Below are 26,491 nucleotides of genomic sequence, written 5' to 3'. Positions count from 1 at the left end.
GCCGAAACTCCCATGACCGTCGTCGATCGGCTGAACGCCGCCAAGGACGCCATCTCCTCACGCGCCCGCGATTGCGGCCGCGACCCGGCCGAGATCACCCTCGTCTGCGTCACCAAGACCTTTCCGGCCGAGGCGGCGGTTCCGCTGCTGGAGGCCGGCCATCGCGTCTATGGGGAGAACAAGGTGCAGGAGGCGCGCGCCAAATGGGGCGAGCTGCGCCAGCGCTTCTCCGGCGTCGAGCTGCACCTCATCGGCCCGCTGCAATCCAATAAGACACGCGAGGCGGTCGAGACCTTCGACGTCATAGAGAGCGTCGACCGGCCCAAGATCGCCGAGGCGCTGGCCGAGGAAATGCGCCGCCAGGGCAAACGCCTGCGCCTGCTGGTGCAAGTCAACACCGGGGCGGAGCCGCAAAAGGCCGGCGTCCTGCCGCATGAGGCCGACGCCTTCATCGCCGAGTGCCGCGAGAAGCATGGGCTGGAGATCGCCGGGCTGATGTGCGTGCCTCCGGTCGGCGAGCAGGCCTCGCCGCATTTCGCCCTGCTCGCCGAGATCGCCGCCCGCAACGGGCTGAAAGAGCTCTCCATGGGCATGAGCTCGGATTACGAGCTCGCCATTCAGCTCGGCGCCACGCATGTCCGCATCGGCTCGGCCATTATGGGCGAGCGCGACTATTCGAAGCCTTAATCGACGACAATGCGGACACCGGCGGCGAGACGCGGCAGCAGCCGCGCCATATCGCGCGCCCGCAGCGCCACGCAGCCCGCCGTCGGCCCCAGCGTCTCCGTCGCTATATGGAAGAAAATGGCGCTGCCGCGCCCCAGCACGCGCGGGCGGATGTTGTAGTCGAGCACGCCGACGACATCATAGAGCCGATCGGACCGCCAGAGCCGCTCATGACCGAGCGGCGTCTTCCCACGCAACGGCCGGTTATAGAGAAAGGACCGGGCGTCGTCGCACCACAGATCGTCCGGACGGAGGAAGCGCGCGGCGACGGAGCGCGGAGTCGCAGCCCGGCCGCGCCGTAGATAGACATAGAGCAGCTCATGGCTTCCCGCCGGCGTCGCGCCATCGCCCTCGCGCTTGCGGCGCGTGATCCCGGAGCGGCCGAGCGCGCAGGGCAGCATGAGATCGCCCGCGATCAGCCGGCCTTCATGCTCCCGTCCGCCGATCCGCCGCGCGACCTTCAGCGCCGTGACCCCGCCGCGATGGCGGGAAAAACCCTGGCTCATCCCTCTCTCCACCTCGCCCTGCGCCTTGAACGGCGCTCGCCCTTGGTCGATCATAGGGCCATGACCGGAGCGCCGACGCCGCAAAAGCGCGCCATATTGCTGCTCGCGGCGGCGGGCTTGCGCGCATCTCTCGCCGAGCAGCTAGCCCGCTATCCCGAATTCGCGGTCGCGTCCGCCGCCTCCGCCGAGGAGGCGACGCGACTGCTCTCTGCGGGCGGTTGCGATCTTCTGCTCGTCGACGCCACGATCGGCGAGGCCTTCGCGCGCTCGGCCCGCGAAAACTTCCCCGGAACCGTCCTCCTCATCGGCGCGCCCGGCGACCCTATGGCGCCGCACGCTTCCGACTATATCGCGCGGCCCTTCCGGTTCGCCCATCTTCTCGCACGGCTGCGGGCGGGAGCCGAGGAGCCGGCGCATCCGATCGTCGCCATCGGCGCCTATCGCTATCGGCCGGGCGCCTTCGAGCTCTCGGGCGTCGCCGACCGGCGCGTGCCGCTCACCGAGAAGGAGGCGGAGATACTGACGCGCCTCGCGGCGGCTGGCGGCGCGGTAGTGACGAAAGACATGTTGCTGCGCGAGGTTTGGGGCTATCATCCGACCGTGACGACGCGCACGCTGGAGACTCACGTCAGCCGGCTGCGGCGCAAGATCGAAACCGACCCGACCGAAGCCCGCCTTCTTCTCACCGAAAAGAACGGCTATCGATTGGTCTTCTCCCGCGCGCGCTGACCACGCCCGGCGAGACGCCCCGAAGAAAGCATCCGAGACATGGCTCTCGACGACGACATCGCCAATCTGAGACGCATTCCTCTATTCGAGGATTTCGAGATCGAGGCGCTGCGCCTTCTGACATTCAGCGCCGAGACCAAACTGCTGCGCGCCGGCGACGCGCTGTTTCGCCGCGGCGAGCCCTCCGACGGCGGCTTCATTCTGACCAATGGCTCCATCGCCCTCGAGAAGCATGATGACGGCCGTCCCGCCGAGCGCGTGCTGCGGCCCTTCGCGCTGATCGGCGAGACCGCGCTCATCACCGAGACGACGCGCCCGGCGACCGCCATAGCGCGCGAGCCGGCGACAATTCTCAAAATCACCCGCGCGCTGTTCCTGCGCATATTGGAAGAGTTTCCGGCGACCGCGACGCGCGTGCGCGCCCGCGTCGCCGCCCGCCTGACGCATTTCGCCAAAGAGCTGAAATTCGAGCCCTGATACAAAATGCTTTTGCGTCGCAGTAAGGAGGAGAAAATGCACAACTCATGGAAATCCGGCTTTTTCGCCGCGATCGGCGTGACCTTCGCCATCATAATGTCCTCGGGAGACGCGCTCGCCGGCGTCACCAGCGTCGCCGGCAAATCGGTCGTCTCCCCGCCCGGCGCGATCGAAGCGGTCCATTACAGCCGCTATCCGCATCGCCATTACGTGCGCTACACACATCATCGTCGGCCTCTGCATCGACGTCACGCGCTGCGTTATTATCGCTATGGCTATGATCCGGCGGCGGCGGTCGTCACCTCGGCGGCGGCCGGCCTGATCGCGGCCGGAGCCTACGCGCCCAGTTACGCCTATCCCTACGATTACGGCTATCCCTACCCCTATCCTTACTATTCCGGCTATGGATGGGGCGGCGGCCCGGTCGTCTATGGCGGCGGCTGGGGCTATCGCCCCCGCTATGGCGGCGGCTGGGGCTATCGTCCCCATTATATCGGCGGGTTCGGCGGGGGCGGATTCCACCGCGTCGGCGGATTCGGCGGCGGATTCCATCATGGCGGCTTCGGAGGCGGCTTTCATCATGGCGGCTTCGGTGGCGGCGGCTTCCATGGCGGCGGCTTTCATCACCGCTGACAGACGCAGCTGACGGCGAGGCGGCGACGCCTCGCCTTTTCGCTCGTTTTGTCACATTCCCGAGGCAGGCTCGCTCGCTATCCTCGAGAGCGATTCGGCGAGGACCTAGCTCGCCGGGAAGAGCAAAACGAGACGAGAGAGCAAAGAGCATGGCGTCAGACCAGGAGAGCGGCGCGCCCATCGTCGGACGCTTCGTCGAGCACGAAGCCCGCGCCGCGGTTCTCGCAGAATTGCACGCGCGGCCGTTCCTGCCGATCACCCTGCCGCAGCGCGTCTATCATTTCGCCTTCGCCACCAATGAGGAGGAGGCCAGGGCCGACCGCGCCGCTCTCGCCGATCTCTGCCGCGCCCATATGCTGGTTCCGCGCCCGGATGACGCCAAATTCCAGCGCCTCTCGATCGGCGATTGGCGACTGCGCTGGGAGCAGCATACGGAATTCACCACCTACACCTGGTCGACCGAGAAAGACGCCGGCGATCCCTTCACCCATCCCGATCCGATCGGAACCGGCGAGATCGCCTTTCGTCCTCCCGGCCGGCTGATCGTCGCCGCGCATCTATCGGCGATCGAGAGCGGCCATTCGCACGAGCCCTTCGTCAATTTGTTCAATTCGCAGAGCCTCTGCGTGATCCGCGCGGCCAAGGGCGCGGCGCATGTGATGACCGATTTCGCGCCCGACGCCTTCGGCTTCACCCGCCTATTGGTGAAGGCCAACGCCGTCGGCGCGCTGGAGATCGGACGGCTGATCCAGCGCGTGCTGGAAATCGAGACCTATCGCACGATGGCGCTGCTCGGCCTGCCCGAAGCGCGCGAGGCCGGGCCGGAGCTGCGCGCCATGGAGCGCGAAATCTCCGACATCACCCAGGCGCTGAGCCGGACGCAGGACATGCGCACCAGCCGCGATCTGCTGAAACGCCTCAGCGACCTTCTGGCGCAGAGCGAGGCGCTGTCGACGCGCACGGCCTTCCGCTTCGGCGCGAGCCGCGCCTATCACGCCATCGTCAAGAATCGCCTCAATCTCATCCAGGAGGCGAAGGAGAGCCAATATACCACCATCTCGGCCTTCTTCAGCGCGCGGCTCGATCCGGCGATCGAGACCTGCAACGCCTTCGAGACGCGGCAGGCCCGTCTCGCCCGGCAGGTGGAGCGCGCCACTGATCTGATGCGCACCGGCATCACTTTCGAGATGGAGCAGCAGAACCGCGATCTGCTCGACGATATGAATCGCCGCGCGCGGTTGCAGATGCGCCTGCAAAAGCTGGTCGGCGGCCTCTCCATCGCCGCGCTCAGCTATTATGTCGCCGGCCTCTCGCTCTATTTCTTCAAGGGTCTGAAGGACGCCGGCTACCTGCCCTTCGGCTTCACCGGCGAGGAGGCTGCGGCCGCCGCCATGCCCTTCGTCATCTTCGGCGCCTGGGCCTTCTGGCAACGCGTCAAACGCCTCTCCGCCAAGGCGCAGGAAGAAGAGAAGGTGAGCTGACGCGCGTCAACGCTTCGGCCATTCCCAGCGCGGCCGGAAGGTCTCGCCGGCGAGGCGCGTTTCGCCGAAATCCTTGGTCAGCTCGATCGCGCGCGACTCCGGCTCGCTGACGAGCAGATCGGCCAGCTCGCGGCAATGCGTCACCACGACGATCTGCGACTTCTGCGCCGCGGCGGCGATGAGCCGCGCCAGAGCGGGAATGAGATCGGGATGCAGGCTCGCCTCGGGCTCGTCCAACGCCAGCAGCTCCGGCGGACGCGGCGTCAGCAGCGCGGCGATCAGCATCAGATAGCGCAAGGTCCCGTCGGAGAGTTCCGCCGCTTTCAACGGCCGCAGCAGCCCGTGCTGGCGCATGGCGAGCTCGAACCAGCCGTCGCGCGTTTCAATCTCTATGGCGGCGCCGGGAAAAGCGTCGTCCACGGCCCGCGCGAGCCCTTCGGCGTCGCCGATCTCGAGAATGGTCTGCAACGCGGCGGCGATGTCCGCGCCGTCGTCGGCGAGGATGGGCGTATGCGTGCCGACCTGCGGTCTTCGGCAGGGCGCCTCCACATCCGTGCGCAGACAATCATAGAAGCGCCAGGACTGCAGCTTTCGGCGCACGGAAATCATCTCCGGCGCGGCGCGCGGATCGGAGAATTCCGTCATCATGCTCTCGAAATCCGCGATCGGCGTCGGAATCACGCGCCAGGTTCCACTGTCGTCCATGGCGCGCAGCCCCGGGCCATGGCGATCGGCGAGCAAAGCGGAAGGGCGGAACAAAGGCCCGGTCCAGACGCATTCGCGCTTGATCGCCGGATCGAGCAGAAAGGCGACGCCGAGACCGGGCGACGGAAAGCCGAGATCGACGGCGTAGGAGAGATCGCGGGCGCCGAAGCCGAGCCGCAATTGCACCGGCCCCTTGCGCACCACGCCTTGCACCGGATAGCGGCCGGCGCGCACGGCCCGGCCGATCTGCTCCGGCCCGGCCCAGAGGGTGGACTGAATGCCGCCCTCCCGCGCGAGCGAGCTCACCAGCCGTCCGCGGGCGGTGTCGGCGAGAAGGCGCAGAGCGCGATAGAGGCTGGATTTTCCGCTGCCGTTAGCGCCCGTCACGACATTGATCTGCGCGAGCGGGAGGATCAGCTCCCGCAGCGAGCGATAGCCGGAGACCGCGAGAACCTCGAGCATTGCGCGATCCTCGCCGGGCTCGAGCCCCGAACGGATCAGAGCGAACGGGTGAAGCGCAGCACGCCGCCCTTGGCGCCCTTGAGGATGAGGTCCGAGCCCTGCGTGTCCCAATAGGGGCCGGAGAGCATCACCTGCCAGAAATCGCGCTCGATCGCCTGCAATGCGGGATCGCATTTGGCGTCGGCGACGGCGGGCATGGCCTTGGGGCCGAGCCGATTGCCGCCGACCACGAAAACGCCGGACCATGACTTGCAGCCGGAAAAGCCCGAGCCGCGCATCGTCGTGTCGATGCGAATCCAAATGTCGGCGGGCGGAGCCTTGCCGTTTATGTCCTTGAGATTGAAAATATAATTATGCGGGAAGGGCTTGTAGTTCGGCGGCGACTCCTGCGCCGTCGCCTCCTGCTGCTCCTTCTCCTTTTGCGCCGGCTTGCCCTTGGCCAGCGCGGGGCCGCAGGCGGCGAGGCCGACCAGAAGCGCGGTCAGAATTCGTCTCATCCTTCGATCCTTTTCGAGAACGATCCTTCGCGAATCGCTTCAGGAGAATGGCGCGCGTCTTGTGGTTTTTTTCCGAACGGAAAAGCGCCGGAAATCTCCGACGCGCGCGAGCGAGATGCGGAAACGCGCCCTCACAACATGCTGGGCAGAACGCGATCGGGCGGGCGGTGCCCGTCCATGAAGGTCTTGATGTTGATGATGACCTTCTCACCCATGTCGACGCGGCCCTCATTGGTGGCCGAGCCCATATGCGGCAGCAGCGTCACCTTGCCCGCCTTGGCGAGCTTGACGAGCTTGGGCGAGACGGCCGGCTCATGCTCGAAGACGTCGAGGCCCGCGCCGGAAATCTCGTCCGCCTCCAGCATTCGGATCAGCGCATTCTCGTCCACGATCTCGCCGCGGGCGGTGTTCACGATGATGGCGTGCGGGCGCAGCTGCTTGAGCCTGCGGGCGGAGAGCAGATGATAGGTCGCCGGCGTATGCGGGCAGTGGATCGACAGAATGTCGATGCGGGCCAGCATCTGGTCGAGCGATTCCCAATAGGTCGCCTCGAGCTGATCCTCGATCTCGGCCGGCAGGCGGCGGCGGTTGTGATAGTGGATGGAAAGGCCGAATGCGCTGGCCCGTCGCGCCAGCGCCTGACCGATGCGGCCCATCCCGACGATGCCGAGGCGCTTGCCGGTGATGCGATGGCCGAGCATCCAAGTGGGCGACCAGCCGCCCCAGGAGCCGTCCGGTATCGTGCGGGCGCCCTCGACGATGCGGCGCGCCACGGCCAGGATGAGGCCCATTGTGAGATCGGCCGTGTCTTCGGTGAGGACGCCCGGCGTATTGGTGACGGTGATCGAGCGGCGCAGCGCCGAGGCGACGTCGATATGGTCGACGCCATTGCCGAAATTGGCGATGAGCTTCAACTGGTCGCCGGCCTGGCCGATGAGGCCGGAATCGATGCGGTCGGTGATCGTCGGCACCAGCACATCCGCGGTGCGGACGGCCTCGACGAGCTCCTCATGGGTCGCCGGCCGGTCGCTCACATTGAGGCGCGTGTCGAACAGCTCGCACATGCGGGTTTCGATCACCTCGGGGAGCCGACGTGTCACCACGACGAGCGGCTTCTTTTTCGCCATCTTCCCCTTCGTCCTCCCGCCTGGCTCGACCGATCTGTCCGGCGCCCGAGGGAGCCGTTCCGCCGATCGCGCCTCGGGGCGGCTTTGCGTCTCTTCAACCATGTCTTAACGACGATGGATGAAAAGAGCGTTTTCGCCGCCCACGCCCCTTTCCTATCGAACTTCCTAGCAGATGGCGGGACAAAGACAAGACGAGGCGTCGTTCGCAGCTGCGAGAGGCGTCTTCGGGGAGAAGAGTAGAAATGGACGAAAAGCCCCTTCCGAGCCGAAGATGCGCGGCCGCCGCGGTCCGTTTCATTATCGTCGCACTGCTCGTCGGCGCGGCGGCGAAGGCCGGCGCGCAGCAGCAGACCGGCTCGGCGTCCGGCCTGCCGCTGCCGCGTTATGTCAGCCTCAAATCGGACCGCGTCAATCTGCACGAGGGCCCGAGCAAGGAGCACCCGACGCTCTGGGTGTTCGAGCGCGCCGGCCTTCCGGTTGAAATCACCGCGGAATTCGAGATTTGGCGGAAAATTCGCGATTCGGAGGGAACCGAGGGCTGGGTGCTGCATTCGCTGCTCTCGGGCCGCCGCACCGCCCTCGTCGCGCCCTGGAAGAAGGAGCCGATCCTCGCCTACGCCAGCGATAGAACGACGCCGGTGGCGAAACTCTCGCCCGGCGTCGTCGCCAGCCTGCGCCGCTGCGACGGCTCCTGGTGCCGAGTCTCGGGCGAGGGCTTCGACGCCTATGTGAAGCAGGAGGGCCTGTGGGGCGTCTATCCGGGGGAGAAGATCGAGTGATCGAGCGCCGAAGGCGCTCGGGAGGAGGGTGCCGCGCCCCAAGTCTTCGGGCCACGCTCCAAGTCTTCGGGCTCACTCCACCCCGGACGGATTCACCGTCCGACCCTCGAGGGGAGGGTGAAGCGCCCTCGGATCCTCAGTCCTCGTCCTTGCACAGGCGGACCACCACATCGACTCGGGCGATCCTCATGCCCGCCGGCGGGGCCGGCAGGCTGGCGACGTCGACATGGGCGCCGGGAATGTCGACCAGCCCTTCGCCGTCGAGCAGAAAATGATGATGCTCCGACACATTGGTGTCGAAATAGATGCGCGCGCCATCGACCGCGATCTCGCGCAAGAGGCCGACATCGGTGAATTGATGCAATGTGTTGTAGACGGTGGCGAGCGAGACCGGCAGATCGGCGGCCAGCGCCTCCTCGAACAGCTTTTCGGCGGTCACATGGCGGTCGCCCTTGCCGAACAGCAGGCCGCCCAGCGCGACGCGCTGGCGCGTCGGCCGCATTCCGGCGGCCATCAGCCGGCTGCGCAGCCGCCGCATGGCGTCGACCCGCTCCGTCGCATCGACCATGGCTCGCTCGACCGTCATTCGCCTCTCATTCCCGCCCGGCAATGTGTCTCTTCGCTTACAATAGGGAAGCTCGGGCATAGAGACAACTTTTTCCTCGCCGGCGCATAACGAGCCGCTCGCCCCCTTTGACCCGGCCGGCGCCTATGTTAACGAATGCGGCTTCCGGCCGGCGGCGCGACCGGGAATCGTCACGTCGAAGACGCAAAAAGGAACATCATGAGCGAACGGCGCTCGTCATTCGGATATGAGGATCTGCTCGCCTGCGCGCGGGAGGAGCTGTTCGGTCCCGGCAATGCGCAGCTTCCGCTGCCGCCCATGCTCATGTTCGACCGAATCACAGAAATTTTCGAAGAGGGCGGCGCGCATGGCAAAGGCTATGTGCGCGCCGAGTTGGACATTAATCCGAGCCTCTGGTTCTTCGACTGTCATTTCAAGGGCAATCCGGTGATGCCAGGGTGCCTGGGCGTCGATTCGCTGTGGCAGCTCACCGGCTTTTTTCTGGGCTGGCTGGATCTGCCCGGCCGCGGCATGGCGCTCGGCGTCGGCGAGGTGAAATTCAGCGGCCAGGTGCGGCCGCACAATAAGCTCGTCCGCTACGGCGTCGATTTCAAGCGCGTGTTCAAATCCAAGCTCGTCCTCGGCATCGCCGATGGCTGGGTGGAGGTGGACGGCGAACGTATTTACGAAGCGAAAGACCTGAAGGTCGGTCTCGCCAAGCCCGAAGCCGCGTGACGGCCTGACGGAACGCCGATCGAGGGCGCGCGAGACGCCGCCATAACCAGACGGGACGACCGAGCCCGCCGGCGCGAGGGAGTTTGGACATGAGAAGAGTGGTCGTGACCGGCATGGGCGTCGTTTCGTCCATCGGCAACAATACGCAGGAAGTCGTCGCCTCTCTGCATGAGGCGAAGTCGGGCATCGTCAAGGCGGACAAATATGCCGAGCTCGGCTTCCGCTGCCAGGTGCATGGCGCGCCGACTCTCGACCCGTCCACCCTCCTCGACCGGAGAGCCATGCGCTTCCACGCCATGGGCACGGCCTGGAATCATGTCGCCATGGATCAGGCGATTCTCGACTCCGGCCTCGCGCCGGACGAAATCTCCAATGAGCGCACCGGCATCGTCATGGGCTCGGGCGGCCCTTCGACCAAAGTGGTGGTCGAATCCGCCGATATCGCCCGCACCAAGGGACCCAAGAAGGTCGGCCCCTTCGCCGTGCCCAAGGCCATGTCCTCCACCGCCTCGGCGACGCTCGCCACCTGGTTCAAGATCAAGGGCGTGAACTATTCCATCTCCTCGGCCTGCGCGACGTCGAATCATTGCGTCGGCAACGCCTATGAGATGATCCAATGGGGCAAGCAGGACATTATGTTCGCCGGCGGCTGCGAGGAGCTCGAATGGGAGCTCTCCGTTCTGTTCGACGCCATGGGCGCCATGTCCTCCTCCTTCAACGACCGCCCGGCCACGGCCTCGCGCGCCTATGACAAGAATCGCGACGGCTTCGTCATCGCCGGCGGCGCGGGCGTGCTGGTGCTGGAGGAATATGAGCGGGCCAAGGCGCGCGGCGCGAAAATCTACGCCGAGATCGCCGGCTATGGCGCGACCTCGGACGGCCATGACATGGTCGCCCCTTCCGGCGAAGGCGCGATGCGTTGCATGCGCCAGGCGCTCGCCGGCGTGAAGACGCCCATCGACTACATCAATCCACACGCCACCTCGACTCCGGTCGGCGATCAGAAAGAAATCGAGGCGATCCGCGAGGTCTTCGGCCGCGGCGACAAATGCCCGCCGATCTCGGCGACGAAATCGCTGACCGGCCATTCGCTCGGCGCGACAGGCGTGCAGGAGGCGATCTATTCGCTGCTGATGATGCAGAACGGCTTCATCTGCGAGAGCGCCAATATCGAGGAGCTCGATCCCGAATTCGCCGATATGCCGATCCTGCGCGAGCGGCGCGACAATGTCGCTCTGCGCGCCGTGCTCTCCAACTCCTTCGGTTTCGGCGGCACCAATGCGTCGCTGGTGTTCAAGCACCCCGACGCCTGACGAGAATAGGACCAATCAAAGATGACGGTTTCAACGGGCCTCATGCAGGGCAAACGCGGCCTTGTCATGGGAGTCGCGAATGATCATTCCATCGCCTATGGCATAGCGCGAGCGCTGGCGCGGCATGGGGCCTCGCTCGCCTTCACCTATCAGGGCGAGGCGCTCGGCAAGCGCGTCCGCCCGATCGCCGAGGAGCTCGGCTCCAATCTGGTGATCCCCTGCGATGTGGACGATATCGCGTCCCTCGATTCCGTCTTCGCGCGGCTGCAGGAGGAGTGGGGCGAGCTGGATTTTCTGGTCCATTCGCTCGCCTATTCCGACAAAAGCGAGCTGAAAGGCCTCTACGCGGACACATCGCGCGAGAATTTCATCCGCACCATGGTCATCTCCTGCTTCTCCTTCACCGAGGCGGCGAAACGCGCCGCGGCGATGATGAAGAATGGCGGGACCATGCTCACCGTCTCCTTCGGCGGCGGCACGCATGTGATGCCAAATTATAACGTCATGGGCGTCGCCAAGGCGGCGCTCGATTCCTCCGTGCGCTATCTCGCGGCCGATTATGGCGCGCGCGGCATCCGCGTGAACGCCATCTCGCCCGGACCTGTCCGCACCATGGCGGGCGCCGGCATCACCGGCGCGCGCGCGATGGGCGCATTTCAAAAGGCCCATGCGCCGCTGCGCCGCATGATCACGCTGGACGAGATCGGCGGCTCGGCGCTCTATTTCCTGTCGGAGCTGTCGGGCGGCGTGACCGGCGAGATTCACGTCGTCGACGCCGGCTACAACATCATGCTGCAGCCGCGCCCCGAAGATTTGAACGGCGGCGCCGCATCGGCGGATTAGGCTCGCGTCCTTCGCTCGCCTTGACGCTGGCGGCGATCACCGAGAGCCGCGCCAGCTCGACCAGCGTGCCGATATTGGCCTTGGCCATGATATTGGCGCGGTGCAGCTCCACCGCGCGCAATTCGAGGCCGAGCCCTTCCGCTATGTCGCGGCTCGGCCGGCCTTTGGCGACGCCGGCCAGCACGCGCCGCTCATCCTCGCTCAGCTCGCCGAAGCGCGCGAGCGCGGCGCGAGTCTCGGCGTCGATGTCGCCCTCGCCGCGCCGCGCCGCCAGCGCGCGCCGCACGGAGGCGAGCAGCGCCTCGTCGTCGAAGGGCTTTTCCAACAGATCGCTGGCGCCGGCCGCCATCGCCTCCACCGCGAGAGAGGCGCCGGCGCAAGCCGTGATGATGACGACGGGAGGCGTCGCCCCGGAGGCGCGCAGCCGCCGCGTCAGCTCGACGCCGGTCATGTCCGGCAGCCGCATATCGGCGACGATGCAGCCCGATGTCTTCGGCCCCGCTTCGGCGAGACATTCCTCCGCCGCGCGATAGGCGCGCGGGCGAAAGCCGCGCGAGCGGAACATCAGCGTCAGCGCGTCGCGGATCGCCGGATCATCGTCCACGAGGTGCACGAGCGGCGCTGGTCTCATAGGCTGGCCCTTTCCGCGAGAGGAAGTGTGAAGCTGAAAATCGCGCCGCCGCGCGGATTGGGCTCGGCCCAAATGCGTCCGCCATGCGCCTCGACAATCGAGCGGGAAATCGAAAGCCCTATGCCCATTCCGCTCGCCTTGCTGCTGCGGAAGGGCTGAAACAGCGCGCCGGCGCCGTCCTTCAGACCATGGCCCGTGTCGGCCACGTCGAGCCGCGCATAGCCGTCGGCGGCGGAGGTGGAGAGCGACAGCTCGCGCCGCGGCGCGCCATCCATCGCCTCGACGGCGTTGCGCATGAGATTGACGATGACCTGCTGGATCTGCACGCGATCGGCGAGAACCTCGTCATTCTCGGCCTTGGCGGCGACGCTGATCTGCGCGCCGACCTGGCGCGCGCTGGCGACGCCCAGCGATTTCGCCTCCTCGACCAGAGCGCTGAGGCTCTGCACCGTCTTCACCGATTCGCCGCGCGTGACGAACTCGCGCAAGCGGCGCACGATATCGCCGGCGCGCATCGCCTGCGCCCCGGCCTTGTCGAGAATATCTTCGACCTCGCCGCTCTGCTTGGGCTTGCGCTGCAGCAGCCAACGCGCGGTGCGGACATAGGTGGCGATGGCGGAAAAGGGTTGGTTGATCTCATGCGCCAGCGCGGCGGCCAGCTCGCCCATTGCGGCGAGCCGCCCGGCATAGGCGAGCTCCGAACGCAGCTCGCAGAGCAGCGCCTCGGCGGCGCGCTCCTCGGTGAGATCGCGAATGACGGCGATGCGCTGGCGGACGGCGCCGCGCGTCTCATTGACGGCGAGGGAAATGGGGAAGGTCGAGCCATCGGGGCGCAGAGCGAGACCGTCCGATCGCCGCTCCCCCGCCGCGAGACCGCTTCCAGGCAACAAATGCGCCGCCTCCCGGCCGAGCAGCGTCTCGGCGGAGCAGCGAAACAGCGCGCCCGCGGCGCCATTGACGCCGACCACCACGCCCTTGTCGTCGATCGACAAGACAGCGTCCGACAGACATGCGAGGACGGCCTCCAGCCGCGCCGCCTCGGCGTGGCGCAAATCGTCCCCGCCCCCCGCGGCGCGGCGGGAAGGCCGCGTCGTCGCAGAAGTCTCTCGGAGCTCGGCGTGCGAATCGCTCGACGATCGGTCCATCGGCGAGTTCCCTCGAAACCTATTCGCTCTCGAAAAAGCCGGCGCACCGCCAAACCATCGCCACGGTCGCCGCCCCGGAGTATTCTCCTCTGCCAGCGGGTTTCAATTCCGCAATCACGCGCAATGCACAGAATTCAGATGTGAATTGCTCAGCTTATGCTTTCTTTCCACCCGCCGAGAAAAAAATGGCGTCTCGCTACGTATTTTCCATAGCCTCCGGCGCCTCCTTTCTCGGCGCCTTCACGCGAGCGCTGCTGGATGGCGCGATCATCCCCGGCCTCTCGCGCGAGAGCGGCCCGCTGGCTCTGGCCGCCACCACGATCTATGTGCCGACTCAGCGCGCCGCGCGGGCGCTGGCGGCGCAATTCTCCACCGCGATCGAGGCGCCGGCGGCGTTGCTGCCGCGCATATTGCCGCTCGGCGATCTCGACGAGCAGGAGGCCTCGGCGCTGTTCCACGCCGATCTCGATTCCAGCGAGGCGACGCTGGAGCTGGCGCTGGCGCCGGCGATCGAAGAGCTCGACCGCCGGCTGATTCTGGCCGAGCTGGTGCTGCAATGGGCGCGCGCGCTGCGCCACGCCATCGTCTCCATCGACCCGACCGGCGCTGTCGAGCACGACCCGCGCGAAATGCTGCTGATCGCCCCCTCCCCCACCAGCGCCTATGCGCTCTCCGGCGAGCTGGCGCGGCTCATCGACGAATTCGCGATCGAGAAGCTCGGCGCCGGCGCGCTCGCCGGCCTCGCGGAGGAGGCCTATGACCGCTTCTTCGCGATCACCGCCAATTTTCTGAAAATCGCGCTCGAGGATTGGCCGAATATTCTCTCCGGCTGCGGCCTCATCGACCGCGCCGCGCGTCAGACGGCGCTGATCGAGGCGCAGATCGCGCATCTCGAGCGCGGCGGCGCGCGCGGCCCGGTGATCGCGCTCGGCTCCACCGGCGCGCATCCGGCGACGGCGCGCCTTTTGGCGGCGATCGCGCGAATGGAGCGCGGCGCGGTGATCCTGCCCGGCCTCGATCTCGAGCTAAACGAGGCCGCCTGGCGCCGCGTCGGCGACGATGGCGAGAATGAGCGTGAGGAGCCGAGCTTCACCCATCCGCAGACTTTGCTGAAGCGCCTCCTATCCACCCTGGGCGTCACGCGCGAGGAAGTCCGCCCCCTCGGCTCCGCTCCGCCCGTGCTGCAAGCGCGGACGCGGCTGCTGGCCGAGGCGCTGCTCCCTGCCGATTGCACCGATTATTGGCGCGACTTCCGCGCCGCCGCGGCCGAGGGCTTCGCGAATGCGCTCGCCGGCGTCTCCTTCATCGAGGCGGCGGACGAGCGTGAGGAGGCGCTGGCCCTCGCCCTTTCCATGCGCGAAGCGCTGGAGACGCCGGGCCGCACGGCGGCGCTCATCACGCCCGATCGCGACATCGCCCGCCGCGTCTGCGCCGAGCTGGCGCGCTGGGGAGTCGAGGTCGACGATTCGGCCGGCCGCCCGCTCGGCGCGACGCCGATCGGCGCGCTGGCCCGGCTCGTCGCCGCCACGGCGGAGGACGGCGCCTCGGCCATCGACGCAGCCGCGCTTCTCGCCCATCCGCTGACGCGCCTTGGCCTCGAGCGTGCGGAGATCGAGCGCCTCGCCCCGCTGGTCGAGATCGCCGTGCTGCGCAATGTCGAGAGCGGCGGCTCCTTCGCCGCCATGGCCGCGCCGGCGCGCCGGCTCGCCGAAGAGACGCACGCCCATCCGGCGCTGAAACGTATTTGCGAGGAGGATTGGCGCGCGATCGAAGATCTGCTCGCCCGCCTCGACGAAGCGCTTTCGCCTCTCGGCGCGCTCACGCCGGAGGCGCGCCTCGGCGAGCGGGCACGCGCCCATGCGCTGGCGTTGGAGAAAATCGCCAACAAGGAGCCCGCGGGCGAGGGCGTCGAGCAATTGCTGCAGCTCTTCGACGCGCTCGAGGCCGCAGGCAGCGCGCTCGTCTTCGACGCCGCCGGCTACGCCTCCTTCTTCGATCGCCTCGCCTTCGAGATGAGCGCGCCCAGCCCGCGCCGCGCGCATCCGCGTCTCAAAATTCTCGGCCTGCTGGAAGCGCGCCTGCTCGACGCCGATCTCGCGCTGCTCGCCGGGCTCGACGAGACGATCTGGCCGCCACAGGCCGAATCCGGCGCCTTTCTCAATCGCGCCATGCGCCGGCAATTGGGCCTCTCGCCGCCGGAGCGCCGCATCGGCCAGACGGCGCATGACTTCTCCATGGCCTTCGGCGCGGCGGAAGTCGTCGTCAGCCGCGCGAAAAAGCGCGACGGCGCGCCGACCGTCGTCTCGCGCCTGATCGCGCGATTGGCGGCGCTTTCCGGCGAGGCCTTTGCCGCCTGCAAGGCGCGCGGCGATGAAAAATGCGCGCTCGCCGCCGCGCTGGATCGCCCGCAGGAGATTCGCGCCATATCTCGCCCGCTGCCGCGCCCGCCCGTGGAGCTGCGGCCGACGCGGCTCAGCGTCACGCGCGTCGAAAAATTGCGCCGCGATCCCTATTCCATCTTCGCCGAATATATTCTGCGTCTGCCGCCCTTGCCGCCGCTCGGCGCGCTCAAGGGCGCCCGCGAGATCGGCGTCGCCGTTCACGCCGCGCTGGCGAAATTCCAGGAGGCGCATCCCAAAGGCCCGCTTCCGGAAGACGCGCGCGCGCTGCTCGTCGATATCGCGCGCGAGGAGCTCGGCGAGTTCTTGGACGATCCGTCCTTCATCGCCTTCGATTGGCCGCGCATAGAGGCCGGCCTCGATCATGCGCTCGCTTTCGAGCGTGAACGCCGCGAGCAGGCGCGCGAGATTTTCATCGAGAAAGGCGCCGGATGGAAGCTGACGCTCGCCGACGGCAGCGTCTTCACCCTCTCCTGCGTCGCCGATCGCATAGAGGTGGACGCGAGCGGCGAAGCTTTCGTCTTCGATTACAAGACCGGCAATCCGCCGACCGCATCACAAGTCGGCGCGGGCTTCTCGCCGCAGCTGACATTGGAGGCGGCGATGATCGAGGCCGGCGCCTTCGAATCCATCGGCGCGCCGCACGTCGCCGGCGCCGCCTATGTGCGGCTCGGCAGCAAGACCGGCGGCGAGACGCAATGGCTGAAATTCAAGGACAAGAGTTTCGGCGACGTCGTCGCCGAGCATCGCGCCAATCTCTTCGTGCTGCTGAATCAGTTTCGTCTCGCCGACACGCCCTATCCCTCGCGGCCATGGGTGGAGTTCGCCTCGCGCTACAGCGACTACGACCATCTCGCACGGGTGAAGGAATGGTCGCGCGAGGGCGGCGGCGGCGAGGAGTGACGCTTCACCGCGAAGTCACGAAGCGTTCATCATGTTCCTCGAGGCTTCGGCAAGGAATCGGCCGCCGATTTTCGACGCTCCCGATTCGGACGGGGTTTGTGCCCGTCTCGTGCCGCAATTCCACTTTCGGGACCGCGCGAAGAGGCCGACGATTCACCACTCGCTAAGCCTGTGAAGGCGACGACGCGCCGAGCCGCGAAGACACCGCGTTTACGAAGCCTTCGCCATGAAGATTGACGCTTCGGCAAGGAATCGACAGCCTATTTTCGACGCTCCCGATTCGGACAGGGTTTGTGCGCGTCTCGTACCGCAATTCCACTTTCGGGACGGCGCGAAGAGGCCGACAATTCACCACTCGCTAAGCCTATGAAGGCGGTGATGCGCCGAGACGCGAAGACACCGCATTTACGAAGCCTTCACCATGATGATTGACGCTTCGGCAAGGAATCGACGGCCCATTTTCGGCGCCCCCGATTCGGACAGGGTTTGTGCGCCTCTCGTGCCGCAATTCCACTTTCGGGACGGAGCGAGGAGGCCGACGATTCACCACTCGCTAAGCCTGTGAAGGCGCTGACGCGACGAGCCGCGAAGCCACCGCATTTACGAAGCGTTCACCATGATGATTGACGCTTCGGCAAGGAATCGACGGCCGATTTTCGACGCCCCCGATTCGGACAGGGTTTGTCCACCTCTCGTGCTGCAATTCCACTTTCGAGACGGCGGAAGCGGCGCCGCATTCACTTTTCGCTGAGCCTATCGACGCGACATCCCGCGCCTTGCGCGCGGCGGCGACGCCAGACACGGGGCCTCGCACCGCGTCGCTTCCGAGGTCGCGAAATGACGCTTGCGCCGTCCCTTGGGTCATAGATTAGACCCTGAGGAACAGGAGGGCTCGTCCGGTGAGAGAGTCGAGACGCAAGGATATGTTGCTGACCGCGGCGGAGTGCGCAGAACGCATCGGCGTCACGGTTCGCGGCCTCAGAACCTATGAGCAGCGCGGCCTGCTGACGCCGACCCGTTCGGCGAAGGGCTGGAGGCTGTACGGGGAAAAAGAGATCGCCCGCCTTCACGAGGTGCTCGCTCTAAAGCGCTTCGGCCTCAGCCTCTCCCGCATCGCCGCGCTGCTCGAGGGCCGCGCAATCGATCTCGACCGCACTCTGGGAATGCAACAGTCGGCGCTCACCGAACAACGCCAGCGCATCGGCGAGAAGCTGGCGCTCGTCGGCGCCGCCCGAACGAAACTTTCCACGGGCGGGACGCTCTCGCTCGACGAACTCATAACGCTCGCAAAGGAGACGACCATGACGCAGACATCGCTCGACCTGATCGCGCAGCGCCGCTACGAGCAGGCGCGTCCACGCAAGATGACGCCCATAGATCCAGAACTCTACGATCGCTACGTCGGCGCCTACCAATTCGACGCCATCAGGGGCGGGATCACGATCACGCGCAACGATGACCGGCTTTTCAGTCAAGTGACCGGGCAGGCTGCCTATGAAATTTTTCCAGAGAGCGAGACCGAGTTCTTTCTGAAGGTCGTCCCGGCTCAGCTCGTCTTTTCCGTAGACCGCGACCAAACAGCGAATGCGCTGACGATCCATCAGAACGGCGTCGAATTGGTCGCGCGGCGGATCGACGAAACGGAGGCCCGACGCGCAGAGGAGGAGCTGGCGCGCAGAATCCGCGAAAATCGGCCGCAGCCGGACAGCGAAGAGGCGATCCGCCGAACGATCGACGAAGCGCGGTGCGGAGAGGTCGAGTCCACGCGCATGACGGAGCCGCTCGCCACATTGGCGCGAGAGCGAGCCGAGGCGATCGCGGAGGAGCTCTCGGCCAAAGGTGAGTTGAAGGACATTCGCTTCGTCGGCGTCGGCGTGGACGGCTGGGACGTCTATCGCGCGCAATTCGAAAAAAGCGAGACCGAATGGCGCATCGACCTCGCGCCCGACGGCAGGGTCAGGGGCCTTTTCTTCCGCACGCTGCCCTGAGAGGCCCTCGCAGCAGGCCGCGCCGCCACGGTGAGTGAGCGGCGCGATGATGGCGGCGTGTAGAGGCGAGCGACGGTCGCCTCGACCATGGCGAGAGCGGCGTGAGCGCCCAGACGCGGCGTTTACGAAGCGTTCACCACGCTGATTGACGCTTCGGCAAGGAATCGGCCGCCCGTTTCCGCCGCCCCCGATTCGGACGGGCTTTGTCCACCTCTCGTGCCATTCTTCCCGCTTCGGGACGACGCCGTGCGGCCGAGCATTCACGTCTCGCTAAGCAAAAGATCGGAGCTAGGGGCGGCGACCGCCGTCGATAGCGGTCAAACTACATTTCTTGTATGGTTTCCCGAAACGGCCTTCGATCCTCGCAAACGCCGGATCGACGCGCCGCATTCGGACATGGGCGAGGAATTTGAAATGGCTCTCGAAGGGTCGGATAAAAGCTACAGAAATCGCATCATCTTCGCGAGCCTCGTCGGCACGACGATCGAATTCTTCGACTTCTACATCTACGCCACCGCCGCCGTGTCGGTGTTTCCGCTCTTGTTCTTCCCGGCCGGCGCGGGCAGCGCGGCGCTGCTCGCCTCCATGGCGACATTCGGCGTCGCCTTTGTCGCGCGGCCGATCGGCTCCGTGCTCTTCGGCCATTTCGGCGATCGCGTCGGGCGAAAAGCGACGCTGGTCGGCTCGCTGCTGCTGATGGGCCTCGCCACTTTCGCCATCGGCCTTCTGCCCACCTATCATCAGATCGGCCTGTTCGCGCCGGTCCTGCTCACCATTTTCCGCTTCAGCCAGGGCGTCGGCCTCGGCGGCGAATGGTCGGGCGCGGCCCTGCTCGCCACCGAGACCGCCGATAAGGGCAAGCGCGCCTGGGCGGCGATGTGGCCGCAGCTCGGCGCGCCTTTCGGATTCATTCTCGCCAATGGATTCTTTCTGACGCTCACCATTCTCTTCGCTTTCGATTCCACGCGCGCGACGCCGGATGAGCATTTCCTCGCCTGGGGCTGGCGGCTGCCCTTTCTGCTCTCCATTCTGCTGGTCACACTCGGCCTCTATGTGCGCTTGAAGCTGCATGAGACGCCGGTCTTCGCCCGCGCCTTGGAGCGCGGCGAGAAATTGAAATCGCCGCTCGCCCATGTGTTTCGCAACAATGCGAAAGAGCTCCTGCTCGGCACTTTCATCATGGTCGCGACCTATGGTCTCTTCTATCTGATGACGACGTGGATTTTATCCTATGGCATAGGCAAGGTCGCGCTCGGCAATCTCGGCATAGGCTATCGCGATTTTCTCGTGCTGCAGCTCATATCCGTGCTGTTCTTCGCCGGCTTCATCCCCGTCTCTGGGCATCTCGCCGACAGGATCGGGCGCCGCAAGCTGCTGCTGATCGTGACGGCGGCAATCGTGCTGTTCGGCCTCTCCTTCCGCTTCTTCCTCTCCAAGGAGCTGATCGGAACCGGCGAGGGCGCCAATCGCGGGCTCATATTGGTTTTCCTCAGCACAGGCATGTCGCTGATGGGCCTCACCTTCGGGCCGATGTCGGCCATATTGCCGGAGCTTTTCCCAACCAACACGCGCTATACGGGCTCGGGCGTCTCCTATAATCTCGCCTCCATACTCGGCGCGGCGCTGACGCCCTTCGTGGCGACATGGATCGCGCAAAATTACGGAGCGGAATCGGTCGGCCTCTATCTCGCTGTGCTCGGCGCCTCGACAATCGTCGCGCTCCTCTTCACCAAGGAGACGAAGGCGACCGATCTCGACAGCATGATCGACGATGTGGTGGCCGAGAATATCGAGAAGACATCGCCGTAAACGCTTTCCTTCGCTCCGAATGGAAACTGGATGAGCGACAGACGCCCCATCGCCAAGGACACGCGGGAGCGGCAGCGCGCCGCTTCCGATCCCGCGCAATCGGCGTGGGTGGCGGCCCATGCGGGCTCGGGCAAAACGCATGTTCTCTCACAGCGCGTGGTGCGGCTGCTGCTGGCCGGCGCTCCGCCTTCGCGCATTCTCTGCCTCACTTACACAAAGGCCGCGGCCGCCAATATGGCGGCGCGCATTTTCGATATTCTCGCCGGCTGGGCGCTGCTCGACGATGAGGCGCTGACCGCCGCCATTCTCGCCACCGGCGCGCCGCAGCCGTCGCGCGCGGAGCTGGTCTTCGCGCGGCGCCTGTTCGCGCGCACGGTGGAGACGCCCGGCGGGCTGAAAATTCAGACCATCCACGCCTTTTGCGAAAGGATTCTGCATCTCTTTCCCTTCGAGGCCAATGTCGCGGCGTCCTTCCGCGTGCTCGACGATTTGGAGCGCGCCGAGCTGTTGGAGCGCGCGCGACGGCAGACGCTCGCCCGCGCCGTGCTGGACGAAGGCGAATTGCGCGCGGCGCTTGAGACGGTGTCGCGGCTCTGCTCGGGCGGGGGCTTCGACGAGTTGATCGCGGAATTGCTCGGCCATAGGGCCGCGCATCGCAATCTGTCGTCCGGCGATTATGCGGAGCTGCTGCGCGAGCGCTTAGGGCTGCGCGAGGGCGAGACGCTCGAGGCGGTGGAGCGGGAGATTATCGAAGGCGGGCTTTCGCCTCGTGACTGGCCGGGAATCGCGCAGGCGCTGCGCGGCGGCGGCGCGAATGATGGGAAGCTCGGCGCGCAATTGATGATCGCTGCTGGGCTGGCCGGCGGCGCTAATGACCAGCGCTCGGCATGTGTCGAGGAATACTTGTCGGTCTTCTTCAAGAAGGACGGCGAGCCGCGCGGGCTCGGCAAGCAGAAGATGATCTCGGCCGCACTGCAAAAGCAGCAGCCCGCATTGCTGGCGCGGCTCGAGGATGAGCGCGATCGGCTCGTCGCGCTGGTGGAAAAGCGCAAGGCTGCCGCCGCTTTCGATCGCTCCATGGCGCTGGCGCGGATCGGCGACGCCATTCTCTCCGCCTATGAGCGGATGAAGAGCAATCGCGGCCTCTTCGATTTCGACGATCTCATCGAGCGCACGCGCCGGCTGTTTCAAAGCTCGAGCCCGTCCTGGGTGCTCTACAAGCTCGACTCGCGCATCGATCATATTCTCGTCGACGAGGCGCAGGATACGAGCGCGGCGCAATGGGACATATTGGCCGCGCTCGCCGATGAATTCTGCGCCGGCGCCGGCGCCACGCGGCGCATCCGCACCTTCTTCGCCGTGGGCGACGAGAAGCAGTCGATCTTCTCCTTTCAAGGCGCGGCGCCGGAGAAATTCGACGCTATGCGCCGCGATTTCGCGCGCCGTTTCCGTGACGCCGAGCTCGGCTTCGAGACGGTGCGGCTGACGCGCTCCTTCCGCTCCTCGCCGCAAGTGCTCGGCGCGGTGGATATCGTCTTCTCGGTCGAGGAGAACAGGCGCGGCCTCGCGGCGGACCGAGAGGAACCCGCGCCCGTGCACGAAGCCTGGAAGAGCGACGTGCCCGGCCTCGTCGAAATCTGGGAGCCGGAATCGTCGCAAGGCGCGGAGACGCCGGAGGATTGGCGCCTGCCGCTCGATTATGTGAACGAGGCCGGTCCGCCGGCGCGGCTCGCGCGCAAGATCGCACGCAAGGTGAAGGCGCTGCTCGCGCCGCAAAATGGCGAATGCGTCGAGGACAAAGGCGCGATGCGCCCCGTGCGGCCCGGCGATGTGATGATCCTCGTGCGCAAGCGCGACGCTTTTTTCGAAGGCGTCATTCGCGCGCTGAAGGCGGAGGCGATTCCCGTCGCCGGCGCCGATCGTCTCGATCTCTCCGGCCATATTGCGGTGATGGACCTCGTCGCGCTCGGCCGCGTCGCGCTGCTGCGCGAGGACGATCTCACCCTCGCGACGCTGCTGAAATCGCCGCTCTTCGGCTTCACCGATGATGATCTCATCGCCCTCGCGCCCAAGCGCGAAGGCGCGCTCATCGATGCGCTCGCCGCCTCGCCGGAGCCGGCGCATAGAGAGGCGGCCGCGCGGGTAGATGCTTGGGTGCGCGAGGCGCGCACGCGCGCGCCATTCGATTTCTACAGCCATATTCTCAGCGCCGGCGGCGGGCGCGAGAGGCTGGTCGGGCGGCTCGGCCAGGAGGCCAATGACGCGATCGACGAATTTTTGCGCCTCGCGCTCTCCTTCGAGCGCGAGCAGGCGCAGGGCCTCGCCGGATTTTTGGCGGGAGTCGAGAGCCTGCAGCTCTCCGTCAAGCGCGACATGGAGGCGGCCGGCGACGCCGTGCGCGTGATGACCGTGCACGCCTCCAAAGGGCTGGAGGCGAAGATCGTCTTTCTGCCGGACACTTGCGGCGGCCCCTCCGGCCGGCATGATCCCAAAATCTTCCGGCTCGGCGAGGAGGATGGCGCGGTGTTGGTCTGGTCCAGCAATATGGCCGCCGATCCGCCCGCCGTCGCCAGCGCGCGCGAGGCGCTACGCGAGGCGGCGCGGGAGGAGCATCGCAGGCTGCTCTATGTGGCGCTGACGCGCGCCGAAGAGCGGCTCTATGTCGGCGGCTTCCATGGGCCGGCGGGACGCGGCGCCGGCTGCTGGTATGACGCGATCCGCAACGCCCTCGAGCCCGCCTGCGACAGCGCGCCGGACCCGCTCGACGAGACGAAGCAGATTTTGCTCTATGGCGATGCGGCGCATGGCGCGGCGACGACGGGCGAGGCACGCGAAGCCGCGGCGATCTCCGTCCCGCCCTATGCGCGCGCGCCTGCGCCGGAGGAGCGCGCGCCGGCCCCGCCCTTGCGGCCGGCGACGGCGCTGGCGGCCGCCGATCCTTTCGCCGGCGAGGAGAGTTCCGCCGCGCCGACGCGGAGTGACCGCGAGCGGCTGCTGGTCGGACGGCTCACCCATGCGCTGCTGCAACGCCTGCCGGACACGCCGCCGGAGCGGCGCGTCGAGGCGGCGCTGCGCTTTCTGGAGCTGCGCGCCGCCCCGCTCGACGCCGCGCAGCGCGAGCGGCTCGTTTCCGCCGTGCTCGCGGTCATCGGCCACGCCTCGCTCGCGCCTTTGTTCGGGCCTGGCTCGGCGCCGGAGGTGGAGATCGTGGCGCGGCTCGACAGCCCGCGCGGCGAGATCGCCATTTGCGGCCGCATCGACCGGCTCGCCGAGACGGAAACCGACGTCATCGTCGCCGATTTCAAGACCGGCGCGCCGCGCCATCCGGCGACGCCGGCGCAATTGCGCCAGCTCGCCGTCTATCGCGCCGCGGCGCGGCGGCTCTATCCGCACAAAAATGTGCGCTGCGCGCTGATCTTCACGCAGAGCGCGACGATAGAGGAGCCGGAGCCCGAGGCGCTGGACGCCGCGCTGGAGGAGATTTTGCTGGAGGTTTGAGACGAGGGAAACGCCGGACGCGCTTTCGCCGCGATCTTCGTCTAGTTTTCGTCATTATTGTCGACGCGCACATTTTGGGATCTGACCATGGAGATCGATCGCGGGGACCGCATCGCCCCGCCGCCTTCGCCGGAAAAGAGCCGACTCTGGATCGGCGTGGTCGCGGCGGTCGCCGGGGCTCTCGGCCTCGCTGTCGTCGTCGCGCCCGAGTTCGGCGATTTTTTGCGCCGCGAGGCCTATACGGCCGCGAACGCCGTCGGCGCGCCGACCCCGGCCGACGAATTTGCGCCCGTCTACGCCCGGCTGGAGATGGAGCCGCTGCGCGCGCGGCTGGTCGCCTCTCCGAAAATCTCGACGCAGCTCGCCAAGCTGCTGCGCGAGCCCTGCGACAAGCGCGCGATCACGGCTCTCGCCGAGGCGCTGATCGCCGAAGGAGAGGAGCGCGTCGCGGCGCGAAGCTTTGGCGGCTTTGCCGCGGCCTGCCCGGACAGCGCCATGGAGAAAGGCCGCGCCGGCGAATTGTTCCTGCGCATCGGCGACGCCGACACCGCGTTGAAGATCGCCGACGCGCTGATCTCCGAACAGCCGATCTATGCGGATTTTCATTATCTGCGCGCGAGGGCGCTGTTCGCCGCCAAACGCTATGACGCCGCGATCGGCGAATATAAGACGACGATCGAATTGTTCCACGATCGCGCCAAAGTGCATGAGCGCGTGTTCGTCGATCTCGCCAACGCCTATGTCGCCGTGGGCAAGCCCTGCGACGCGGCCTTCACGCTGTTTTCCTGGATCGCGCTCGATCCGCCGCGGCGCGGCACGCCGGGAGCGCGCAAGCGCGTCGAGGAATATGGCGCGCTCGGCTGCCGCAAGCTACCGGCATTCGACGAGCCGAAGGGATTGTGAAAAGCGAAAACGATCGATGCCGAGGAGCGGCGAGCGGGCCGCGTCTCTAAAGCATGTGGGAAATTTCACATGCGGCCCACTGGAAGCTCCCCCTCGTGCTTCGAGACGGCCGCTGCGCGACCTCCTCGGCATGAGGGGGAGGGTTGCAGCCCCTCCGCATCAGGAGGAAAGGGCCGCTGCTTTCTCGGGAACGACTGCTTCGAGCGGGAACGCTCACAGCTTGCCGACGACGACGAGGCGCTTGATCTCGCCGCGCTCGAAGGCGCGCAGGAAGGCGGCGTAATTCTTGAACGACACACAGCCGTTGGAATCGCCGCGCGGACCGAGCATGTAGGTATGCGCGAGCAGGCCGGCGCGGCCGAAGATGGCGCCCTCGCCACCGATCGGCGTCAGCCTGATCGCGCGCACGCCATGAAACGGGCGCTCGCGGAAGGTGAGATCGTAAGTATGCGGCGGCGTGACGCCACGCATCCGCACATGTGCGAAACGCGGATCGTCGAATTTGTCGCCGAGGCCCGAATGCGCCTCGAGACGCGTGCCGTCCGGCAGATAAACCGTATGTCCGCTGATGTCGTAGACGGCCGTCTGATTGTCATAGGCCGCCGTCGGATTGCCGCGCGTCACATTGCGGAGGCCGTCGAACAGCCCCGTCTCCGGCGCCGCATAGGCGAGCGCCTTGCCGGTCGGCTGCAAGGGGCCGAAGACCTTCTCGAAAAAGGAGCGGCTATCCTCTTCCGGCGCCGGCGCGGAGGCCGTCTTTCGCGCGCTGCGGATGATGGGCATATGCACGCGCAGGCCGAATTCGGAAGGACGCGGCGGCGGAAGCGGCGCGCTGTCCGCCTCCTCCTCCGCGATCCGCTGCGCGGCGGGCGGAGCCGGCGTCGCGGCCAAAGGCGACGGCGAAGAATGGGGCGTCTCCAGCGCGGCGACCACCGTCTTGGGCGCGACATGCGAGCGCAGATCGCCGACCAGCACGCCGAAGGGAATGGAGAAGGACGGCGCCTCGATCGAGGCCGTCGTGTCGGCGGGGGAGTCGATCTCGAACGCGGCAGCCGATGGCGCGGCCGTCTCTTCCGCGCTACGCATGGCGAGACCCGCGAAACCGCCCACTGTGAGGGTGCCTGCGACGAACAGAGTCGAGATCAGAAGGCGGCGAGATATTTCACGGCGCGACAATGAATTGAGCAAGGATCGTTCACCGGGATTCTTACGCATCCACCCCCACTTTCGGAAACACTTCCGTTACGCACACTGTCGTTGAGCTTCATGTGAAGCCGATCGACTACGCCACCCGCGCCCAGAACGAGGATCAACTCTCAGCCCCCCGAACGTTCGAGAAACTGAAGTTACAATTTGGCGGTTTTTTGTCCGCTCTACGTAACTACAGCTAGAGTATTTGCGCACTCGACACGTCGAATCTTTTCGTTCGACTGACGTGAACTTCACCGGCTACGGAAGGGAATTACGCATCAATATAGTAAACATTTCGGTAAACCCTACGCATAATGACCATGGGCGCGACAAACCGCGCCGCGTCGCGGCGGTCACGGTTCGCGCCTCGCCTACTAGACTCTAGTCCTTTGTTTTGACGCGTTTCCAACGCCGAACCGGTATCCACTTCGGCTGGACACGCTTGT

General features: G+C 66.4%; 22 protein-coding genes. 14 read left to right on the top strand and 8 right to left on the bottom strand.

Annotated features, from left to right (window positions below):
* Window positions 1-12 precede the first annotated feature (12 nt).
* On the top strand, window positions 13-687 hold the full coding sequence (locus C5689_RS11180) for a YggS family pyridoxal phosphate-dependent enzyme (RefSeq protein WP_108917353.1): 675 nt from the start codon (window positions 13-15) through the stop codon (window positions 685-687).
* Here C5689_RS11180 and C5689_RS11175 read toward each other — a convergent pair.
* Complete coding sequence (locus C5689_RS11175; RefSeq protein ID WP_108917371.1) at window positions 684-1,232, bottom strand: L,D-transpeptidase family protein; 549 nt, start codon at window positions 1,230-1,232, stop codon at window positions 684-686. The two genes, C5689_RS11180 and C5689_RS11175, sit on opposite strands and share 4 nt — an antisense overlap.
* Window positions 1,233-1,292: 60 nt before the next feature.
* Between C5689_RS11175 and C5689_RS11170 the strand changes: the two genes are divergently transcribed.
* The 4 genes from C5689_RS11170 to C5689_RS11155 all read left to right on the top strand — a co-directional run bounded on the left by C5689_RS11170 (window position 1,293) and on the right by C5689_RS11155 (window position 4,552).
* Window positions 1,293-1,961: a response regulator transcription factor gene (locus C5689_RS11170; protein ID WP_108917352.1), complete on the top strand. Its 669-nt coding sequence runs from the start codon at window positions 1,293-1,295 to the stop codon at window positions 1,959-1,961.
* A gap of 39 nt (window positions 1,962-2,000) precedes the next feature.
* Window positions 2,001-2,438, top strand: a complete 438-nt coding sequence (locus C5689_RS11165; protein ID WP_108917351.1) for a cyclic nucleotide-binding domain-containing protein — start codon at window positions 2,001-2,003, stop codon at window positions 2,436-2,438.
* A gap of 36 nt (window positions 2,439-2,474) precedes the next feature.
* Window positions 2,475-3,071: a hypothetical protein gene (locus C5689_RS11160; protein ID WP_146188378.1), complete on the top strand. Its 597-nt coding sequence runs from the start codon at window positions 2,475-2,477 to the stop codon at window positions 3,069-3,071.
* A 149-nt stretch (window positions 3,072-3,220) separates the two neighbouring features.
* Window positions 3,221-4,552 (top strand): DUF3422 family protein, encoded by a 1,332-nt coding sequence (locus tag C5689_RS11155; RefSeq protein WP_108917349.1) that lies wholly within the window; start codon window positions 3,221-3,223, stop codon window positions 4,550-4,552.
* A gap of 6 nt (window positions 4,553-4,558) precedes the next feature.
* Here C5689_RS11155 and C5689_RS11150 read toward each other — a convergent pair whose 3' ends face one another.
* The 3 genes from C5689_RS11150 to C5689_RS11140 all read right to left on the bottom strand — a co-directional run bounded on the left by C5689_RS11150 (window position 4,559) and on the right by C5689_RS11140 (window position 7,343).
* Entirely contained in the window at window positions 4,559-5,719 is a 1,161-nt protein-coding gene (locus tag C5689_RS11150) for an AAA family ATPase (protein WP_108917348.1), read from the bottom strand.
* A 35-nt stretch (window positions 5,720-5,754) separates the two neighbouring features.
* Window positions 5,755-6,216 carry an META domain-containing protein gene (locus C5689_RS11145; RefSeq protein ID WP_108917347.1) on the bottom strand — a complete coding sequence of 154 codons (462 nt, stop codon included), beginning with the start codon at window positions 6,214-6,216 and terminating at the stop codon, window positions 5,755-5,757.
* 131 nt (window positions 6,217-6,347) lie between these two features.
* Window positions 6,348-7,343 carry a 2-hydroxyacid dehydrogenase gene (locus tag C5689_RS11140; RefSeq protein ID WP_108917346.1) on the bottom strand — a complete coding sequence of 332 codons (996 nt, stop codon included), beginning with the start codon at window positions 7,341-7,343 and terminating at the stop codon, window positions 6,348-6,350.
* Between the two features lie 242 nt (window positions 7,344-7,585).
* Between C5689_RS11140 and C5689_RS11135 the strand changes: the two genes are divergently transcribed.
* Complete coding sequence (locus C5689_RS11135) at window positions 7,586-8,122, top strand: SH3 domain-containing protein (protein WP_108917345.1); 537 nt, start codon at window positions 7,586-7,588, stop codon at window positions 8,120-8,122.
* Window positions 8,123-8,258: 136 nt separating this feature from the next.
* Here the strand turns inward: C5689_RS11135 and irrA are convergent, their stop codons facing one another.
* Window positions 8,259-8,690, bottom strand: a complete 432-nt coding sequence (gene irrA, locus C5689_RS11130) for an iron response transcriptional regulator IrrA (RefSeq protein WP_280176408.1) — start codon at window positions 8,688-8,690, stop codon at window positions 8,259-8,261.
* Window positions 8,691-8,906: 216 nt separating this feature from the next.
* Between irrA and fabA the strand changes: the two genes are divergently transcribed.
* From fabA to fabI, 3 genes are all read left to right on the top strand, one after another.
* Window positions 8,907-9,422 carry a 3-hydroxyacyl-[acyl-carrier-protein] dehydratase FabA gene (gene fabA / locus C5689_RS11125; RefSeq protein WP_018267877.1) on the top strand — a complete coding sequence of 172 codons (516 nt, stop codon included), beginning with the start codon at window positions 8,907-8,909 and terminating at the stop codon, window positions 9,420-9,422.
* An 89-nt stretch (window positions 9,423-9,511) separates the two neighbouring features.
* On the top strand, window positions 9,512-10,735 hold the full coding sequence (gene fabB, locus C5689_RS11120) for a beta-ketoacyl-ACP synthase I (RefSeq protein ID WP_108917343.1): 1,224 nt from the start codon (window positions 9,512-9,514) through the stop codon (window positions 10,733-10,735).
* A 21-nt stretch (window positions 10,736-10,756) separates the two neighbouring features.
* On the top strand, window positions 10,757-11,578 hold the full coding sequence (fabI, locus tag C5689_RS11115; RefSeq protein WP_108917342.1) for an enoyl-ACP reductase FabI: 822 nt from the start codon (window positions 10,757-10,759) through the stop codon (window positions 11,576-11,578).
* Here the strand turns inward: fabI and C5689_RS11110 are convergent.
* Window positions 11,523-12,209, bottom strand: coding sequence for a response regulator transcription factor (locus tag C5689_RS11110; protein WP_108917341.1), 687 nt, complete (start codon window positions 12,207-12,209; stop codon window positions 11,523-11,525). The two genes, fabI and C5689_RS11110, sit on opposite strands and share 56 nt — an antisense overlap.
* The gene (locus tag C5689_RS11105; RefSeq protein WP_108917340.1) at window positions 12,206-13,354 is read right to left on the bottom strand and encodes a sensor histidine kinase; all 1,149 of its coding nucleotides are present in this window, start codon (window positions 13,352-13,354) and stop codon (window positions 12,206-12,208) included. The genes C5689_RS11110 and C5689_RS11105 overlap by 4 nt, the downstream gene beginning before the upstream one ends.
* 185 nt (window positions 13,355-13,539) lie before the next feature.
* On the opposite strand from C5689_RS11105, the gene addB reads away from it, so the two are divergent.
* The 5 genes from addB (at window position 13,540) to C5689_RS11080 (ending at window position 24,854) form a co-directional block, all read left to right on the top strand.
* Complete coding sequence (gene addB / locus C5689_RS11100; RefSeq protein WP_108917339.1) at window positions 13,540-16,656, top strand: double-strand break repair protein AddB; 3,117 nt, start codon at window positions 13,540-13,542, stop codon at window positions 16,654-16,656.
* A gap of 899 nt (window positions 16,657-17,555) precedes the next feature.
* A complete protein-coding gene (locus C5689_RS11095) occupies window positions 17,556-18,644 on the top strand; it encodes a MerR family transcriptional regulator (RefSeq protein ID WP_146188377.1) in 1,089 nt (362 codons plus the stop codon).
* A 414-nt stretch (window positions 18,645-19,058) separates the two neighbouring features.
* Entirely contained in the window at window positions 19,059-20,453 is a 1,395-nt protein-coding gene (locus C5689_RS11090) for an MFS transporter (RefSeq protein WP_108917370.1), read from the top strand.
* Window positions 20,454-20,483: 30 nt separating this feature from the next.
* Window positions 20,484-23,951, top strand: a complete 3,468-nt coding sequence (gene addA, locus C5689_RS11085) for a double-strand break repair helicase AddA (protein WP_108917337.1) — start codon at window positions 20,484-20,486, stop codon at window positions 23,949-23,951.
* An 87-nt stretch (window positions 23,952-24,038) separates the two neighbouring features.
* Window positions 24,039-24,854 (top strand): tetratricopeptide repeat protein, encoded by an 816-nt coding sequence (locus C5689_RS11080; RefSeq protein ID WP_146188376.1) that lies wholly within the window; start codon window positions 24,039-24,041, stop codon window positions 24,852-24,854.
* A 213-nt stretch (window positions 24,855-25,067) separates the two neighbouring features.
* Here C5689_RS11080 and C5689_RS11075 read toward each other — a convergent pair whose 3' ends face one another.
* Window positions 25,068-25,964, bottom strand: a complete 897-nt coding sequence (locus tag C5689_RS11075; RefSeq protein ID WP_342210426.1) for a DUF2778 domain-containing protein — start codon at window positions 25,962-25,964, stop codon at window positions 25,068-25,070.
* Window positions 25,965-26,491 lie beyond the last annotated feature (527 nt).

It is taken from the genome of Methylosinus sporium (genome assembly GCF_003113265.1).
Taxonomy (GTDB): domain Bacteria; phylum Pseudomonadota; class Alphaproteobacteria; order Rhizobiales; family Beijerinckiaceae; genus Methylosinus; species Methylosinus sporium.
The sequence above is the reverse complement of the archived record's forward strand: the minus strand, read 5'-3'. Positions and strand labels throughout refer to the sequence as shown.

What these genes read in the sequence shown, in the direction of transcription:
- C5689_RS11180 (WP_108917353.1), top strand. Translation starts at nt 13, where the DNA reads ATGACCGTCGTCGATCGGCTGAACGCCGCCAAGGACGCCATCTCCTCA.
- C5689_RS11175 (WP_108917371.1), bottom strand. Translation starts at nt 1,232, where the DNA reads ATGAGCCAGGGTTTTTCCCGCCATCGCGGCGGGGTCACGGCGCTGAAG.
- C5689_RS11170 (WP_108917352.1), top strand. Translation starts at nt 1,293, where the DNA reads ATGACCGGAGCGCCGACGCCGCAAAAGCGCGCCATATTGCTGCTCGCG.
- C5689_RS11165 (WP_108917351.1), top strand. Translation starts at nt 2,001, where the DNA reads ATGGCTCTCGACGACGACATCGCCAATCTGAGACGCATTCCTCTATTC.
- C5689_RS11160 (WP_146188378.1), top strand. Translation starts at nt 2,475, where the DNA reads ATGCACAACTCATGGAAATCCGGCTTTTTCGCCGCGATCGGCGTGACC.
- C5689_RS11155 (WP_108917349.1), top strand. Translation starts at nt 3,221, where the DNA reads ATGGCGTCAGACCAGGAGAGCGGCGCGCCCATCGTCGGACGCTTCGTC.
- C5689_RS11150 (WP_108917348.1), bottom strand. Translation starts at nt 5,719, where the DNA reads ATGCTCGAGGTTCTCGCGGTCTCCGGCTATCGCTCGCTGCGGGAGCTG.
- C5689_RS11145 (WP_108917347.1), bottom strand. Translation starts at nt 6,216, where the DNA reads ATGAGACGAATTCTGACCGCGCTTCTGGTCGGCCTCGCCGCCTGCGGC.
- C5689_RS11140 (WP_108917346.1), bottom strand. Translation starts at nt 7,343, where the DNA reads ATGGCGAAAAAGAAGCCGCTCGTCGTGGTGACACGTCGGCTCCCCGAG.
- C5689_RS11135 (WP_108917345.1), top strand. Translation starts at nt 7,586, where the DNA reads ATGGACGAAAAGCCCCTTCCGAGCCGAAGATGCGCGGCCGCCGCGGTC.
- irrA (WP_280176408.1), bottom strand. Translation starts at nt 8,690, where the DNA reads ATGGTCGATGCGACGGAGCGGGTCGACGCCATGCGGCGGCTGCGCAGC.
- fabA (WP_018267877.1), top strand. Translation starts at nt 8,907, where the DNA reads ATGAGCGAACGGCGCTCGTCATTCGGATATGAGGATCTGCTCGCCTGC.
- fabB (WP_108917343.1), top strand. Translation starts at nt 9,512, where the DNA reads ATGAGAAGAGTGGTCGTGACCGGCATGGGCGTCGTTTCGTCCATCGGC.
- fabI (WP_108917342.1), top strand. Translation starts at nt 10,757, where the DNA reads ATGACGGTTTCAACGGGCCTCATGCAGGGCAAACGCGGCCTTGTCATG.
- C5689_RS11110 (WP_108917341.1), bottom strand. Translation starts at nt 12,209, where the DNA reads ATGAGACCAGCGCCGCTCGTGCACCTCGTGGACGATGATCCGGCGATC.
- C5689_RS11105 (WP_108917340.1), bottom strand. Translation starts at nt 13,354, where the DNA reads ATGGACCGATCGTCGAGCGATTCGCACGCCGAGCTCCGAGAGACTTCT.
- addB (WP_108917339.1), top strand. Translation starts at nt 13,540, where the DNA reads ATGGCGTCTCGCTACGTATTTTCCATAGCCTCCGGCGCCTCCTTTCTC.
- C5689_RS11090 (WP_108917370.1), top strand. Translation starts at nt 19,059, where the DNA reads ATGGCTCTCGAAGGGTCGGATAAAAGCTACAGAAATCGCATCATCTTC.
- addA (WP_108917337.1), top strand. Translation starts at nt 20,484, where the DNA reads ATGAGCGACAGACGCCCCATCGCCAAGGACACGCGGGAGCGGCAGCGC.
- C5689_RS11080 (WP_146188376.1), top strand. Translation starts at nt 24,039, where the DNA reads ATGGAGATCGATCGCGGGGACCGCATCGCCCCGCCGCCTTCGCCGGAA.